Source organism: Candidatus Nitrosopumilus salarius BD31 (assembly GCF_000242875.2).
Taxonomy (GTDB): domain Archaea; phylum Thermoproteota; class Nitrososphaeria; order Nitrososphaerales; family Nitrosopumilaceae; genus Nitrosopumilus; species Nitrosopumilus salarius.
The window spans coordinates 1-3,476 of record NZ_AEXL02000116.1 but is presented as its reverse complement, the minus strand read 5'-3'; the positions used below and the strand labels follow the sequence as shown (position 1 = coordinate 3,476).

Below are 3,476 nucleotides of genomic sequence, written 5' to 3'. Positions count from 1 at the left end.
TCCAAGAAAACAACCAAAAACCACCCCAAACAAAACAGAGGAAGAGGCCCCTAAAGAAACAAAAGTGGCAGATAAAACCAAAAAAGAGGTAGACGAATAATGGTAAGCATAGCAGGAAGTAAAAAACTCAAACGACAAATGGCACCACAGTTTTGGGGAATTGCCAGAAAAGACAAGCGATTTGTGATTACAGTAAAGCCAGGTCCACATAAAAAGAGCCAGGCCGTACCAACAGCAGTATTTCTAAGAGATGTGTTAAAAATAGTAACGAGTCTCAGAGAAGCAAAAAGTGCAATTTATTCAGGAAAAGTAAAGATAGATGGAGTAGTAAGAAAATCACTTCATCATGCAATTGGATTAATGGATGTAATAGAATTAGAAAATGTTTCAGATGTTTATCGTCTAGTTCCAACAGAAGAAAAACTGCTAAGACCAATAAAGATCAATGAATCAGAAAAATCTAAAAAACTTGTCAGAGTTGTTAGTAAAACCACAATTAGTAAAGGAAGATTACAAATAGGGTTCCATGATGGTCGTTCAATAATTTCAGAAAGCAAAGTAAATGTAGGTGATGCATGCTTAATACAAATTCCAGATGTAAAAATTCTTGAAACAATAAAACTGGAAGAAGGTAGTCAAGGTTTAGTAACACGAGGAAATAATGCAGGACAAATTGGCAAGATAGAAACTATTGAAGAAGGAACATTCATTCTTCCTAAAAGAATAATTCTTGCTCTTAGTGATAAAAAAATTGAAATTCCAGCTGACATCATAATGCCTATAGGAAAAGAGGAACCAATAATTCAATTAAAGTGATAATATGTCTCAAATAACAGAATCCCCAATGAAAAAAATCTCACTAGAGAAGGTTGTTCTCAACATGGGTGTCGGAAAATCAGGTGATGTGATCAATATTGCAAGAAAAGCACTTGATCAAATTTCAGGAAAAAAATCATCCGCACGAAATGCGAAAGAAACCCAAAGAGATTGGGGAGTTAGAAAAGGAGAACCAATAGGGGCAGCTGTAACAGTTCGTGGTGATGATGCAATTGCATTATTAAAAAGACTATTAGAGGCTAAAGGAAATACAGTTAACGGTAAATCATTTGATAATTTTGGAAATTTTTCATTTGGAATTAAAGAGCACATAGATATTCCAGATGTAAAATATGATCCTCAAATAGGAATTTTGGGATTAGGAATTTCAATTACACTAACTAGACCAGGATATGGCATAAGAACTAGAAGTAAGCACAAAGCACGTGTTGGAAAAACACATATCATTTCAAGTAAAGAAGCAAAGGAATATCTAACAAAAGAGTTTGGAGTGACCGTAACATAATGGCAAAAGATAGATCATATGAGGCCACAGGAAGGAAGAAACATGATTTCGGAAGAGGTTCTAGATGGTGTAAAAGATGTGGTGATTATACAGCAGTCATTCAAAAATATGATTTAATGCTATGCAGACGATGCTTCAGAGAAGTAGCAACATCTTTAGGGTTCAGGAAAAATAAGTGATATATCATGCCAGCAACTAATGTTTTAGCAAATCTATTTGTCACAATTTACAACAACGAAACACGAAGAAAACAAGAATGTGTTATTCTTCCAACTTCAAAACTCGGAATTGAAGTGCTAAAAACACTCCAAAAATCAGGATATATTGGAGAATTCGAACATGTCGACGATAAAAGAGGTGGAAAATTCAAAATTAAACTATTGGCTAAAGTTACAAAATGTGGAGCAATTTCCCCCAGATTCAAAGTGAAAAATGATGAATATAATAATTGGGAACAGCAATACTTACCAGCATATGATAGAGGTATGCTTCTTGTTACAACTAATCAGGGAGTAATGTCTCACCATGAAGCCGCAGAAAAAGGAATTGGAGGATTTTTGATAGGATATGTCTACTAGTCAACTTGAAAAATTCCAAGATGAGGTAGAAATACCAGATGGAGTAACCATCACGTTAAACAAACACATGTTGTCATTTGTTGGTCCCTTAGGTAAAACCCACAAGAATTTTCGCAGCATTCCAGTCAATATAGAAATTACAGATGGTAAAGTATTGCTTAAAGCAATTGGAGATAGAAAAAAAGATTATGCAATTTTACATACTGCAAGATCAATTATCAGAAATATTTGTGAAGGTCTAATTGACGGATACACAATTAAAATGAAAGTTGTTTATGCACACTTTCCTATCACCGTTAAAGTAGAAGGAAAGAAAATTTTAATTGAGAACTTCCAAGGAGAACGTGCAGCAAGAATTACACATATTGTTGGAAACACCAAAGTTATTCCAAAAGGAGAAGATGTAATACTTACAGGAGAAGTATGGACAGACATCACACAAACAGCAGCAAATATTGAACTAAAAACCAAAGTCAAAAACAAAGATCATAGAGTATTCTTAGATGGTGTATATGCCTTTGAGAAGAAAAAAGGATTAGAAAAATAAAATTTCTAGTTTTTCTAATGACCCTTGATCCTGAATTTTCAAAACAAACTACTAATTTAATAGAACAGACATTAGAGTTGTACAAATCAGCAGGAGCTTCGCCAAGAATTGGAGATACTTGGAATTGTGCAAACATTGGGGATTTTCTATGTGGTTTTTTTGTAGGAGAAATGGTAGGTTCCGCACTTAGTGCGTTTCAAGTGGTTCATCAGAGAGAACCCACAGCTGATGAACATCTTGAAATTATTGAACTTGTTGAAAGTCATTCAAAAGAAATCAGAGAGTTTTTTGCTAAATTCAATTAGCATGACAAGTATTTTGCTCTAAATTGAATCGTCGCAAAGATTAAATCACTTTTACCAAGGTACAATCTTGTGCCTCCCTAGCTCAGCGTGGTAGAGCATCCGACTGTTAATCGGATGGCCATCAGTTCAAGTCTGATGGGAGGCGCGTATTATTTCTAAACTCGAATTTAGAAATAATGTATTTTCAAATTAGGGATTAATTTTCCTCTCTAAATTTACCATGTTTCTAAATTCGAATATAGAAAGATTGATCGGTTGATAGTAATTGGTTTACTCTATTAGACAACATAGATCTAATAGATGATCGCATATTTAGAATAATGCAGGAGGGTTACATTGGTCAGAACTAGAAGGGCCAACAGGTATTGTGTTGATTGTGGTTCAAGACTAGTATATTATCCCAGATTATCCAACCCAAAAGCTCCAAACGAACACAGAGTGTTAGTTTATGCATGTCCTGATTGTACAGAAGACTTTGAAAAACCAAAAATGTTCTCAATTAAACGGAATCAGGTTGAAGATCCCTTGGAGACAGTTGAGATTGAAATTACACAATTACAGAAGAAAGCAATTATTGCCAAATAATAGAGACAGAACATGTCATATCCAGATAGGTCAAGAAGCAATGCATGATTTTTGTTACCAATATTTTTCGGAGTTATAGGGGGCATAATTGCATTTTTTGTTTTACGTCAAGATGATCC

General features: G+C 34.4%; 7 protein-coding genes and 1 tRNA gene. All 8 read left to right on the top strand.

The features are described from left to right. The first annotated feature begins 99 nt into the window (after positions 1-99). The 8 genes from BD31_RS06560 (at position 100) to BD31_RS06525 (ending at position 3,357) form a co-directional block, all read left to right on the top strand. Positions 100-816, top strand: coding sequence for a 30S ribosomal protein S4e (locus BD31_RS06560; RefSeq protein ID WP_008300274.1), 717 nt, complete (start codon positions 100-102; stop codon positions 814-816). Positions 817-820: 4 nt separating this feature from the next. After that, on the top strand, positions 821-1,342 hold the full coding sequence (locus tag BD31_RS06555; protein WP_008300280.1) for a 50S ribosomal protein L5: 522 nt from the start codon (positions 821-823) through the stop codon (positions 1,340-1,342). Continuing rightward, positions 1,342-1,521: a 30S ribosomal protein S14 gene (locus BD31_RS06550; RefSeq protein ID WP_008300270.1), complete on the top strand. Its 180-nt coding sequence runs from the start codon at positions 1,342-1,344 to the stop codon at positions 1,519-1,521. Before BD31_RS06555 ends, BD31_RS06550 begins: the two co-directional genes overlap by 1 nt. Positions 1,522-1,527: 6 nt before the next feature. Continuing rightward, positions 1,528-1,920 (top strand): 30S ribosomal protein S8, encoded by a 393-nt coding sequence (locus tag BD31_RS06545; RefSeq protein ID WP_008300278.1) that lies wholly within the window; start codon positions 1,528-1,530, stop codon positions 1,918-1,920. Beyond that, the gene (locus tag BD31_RS06540) at positions 1,910-2,467 is read left to right on the top strand and encodes a 50S ribosomal protein L6 (RefSeq protein ID WP_008300272.1); all 558 of its coding nucleotides are present in this window, start codon (positions 1,910-1,912) and stop codon (positions 2,465-2,467) included. Before BD31_RS06545 ends, BD31_RS06540 begins: the two co-directional genes overlap by 11 nt. Positions 2,468-2,484: 17 nt before the next feature. Then, positions 2,485-2,772, top strand: a complete 288-nt coding sequence (locus BD31_RS06535; protein ID WP_008300267.1) for a hypothetical protein — start codon at positions 2,485-2,487, stop codon at positions 2,770-2,772. Between the two features lie 71 nt (positions 2,773-2,843). Then, positions 2,844-2,917 (top strand) — tRNA-Asn (locus tag BD31_RS06530). A gap of 191 nt (positions 2,918-3,108) precedes the next feature. Then, the gene (locus tag BD31_RS06525; protein WP_008300276.1) at positions 3,109-3,357 is read left to right on the top strand and encodes a hypothetical protein; all 249 of its coding nucleotides are present in this window, start codon (positions 3,109-3,111) and stop codon (positions 3,355-3,357) included. Positions 3,358-3,476 lie beyond the last annotated feature (119 nt).

Coding starts and splice junctions, on each gene's coding strand:
- BD31_RS06560 (WP_008300274.1), top strand. CDS start 100: ATGGTAAGCATAGCAGGAAGTAAAAAACTCAAACGACAAATGGCACCA.
- BD31_RS06555 (WP_008300280.1), top strand. CDS start 821: ATGTCTCAAATAACAGAATCCCCAATGAAAAAAATCTCACTAGAGAAG.
- BD31_RS06550 (WP_008300270.1), top strand. CDS start 1,342: ATGGCAAAAGATAGATCATATGAGGCCACAGGAAGGAAGAAACATGAT.
- BD31_RS06545 (WP_008300278.1), top strand. CDS start 1,528: ATGCCAGCAACTAATGTTTTAGCAAATCTATTTGTCACAATTTACAAC.
- BD31_RS06535 (WP_008300267.1), top strand. CDS start 2,485: ATGACCCTTGATCCTGAATTTTCAAAACAAACTACTAATTTAATAGAA.
- BD31_RS06540 (WP_008300272.1), top strand. CDS start 1,910: ATGTCTACTAGTCAACTTGAAAAATTCCAAGATGAGGTAGAAATACCA.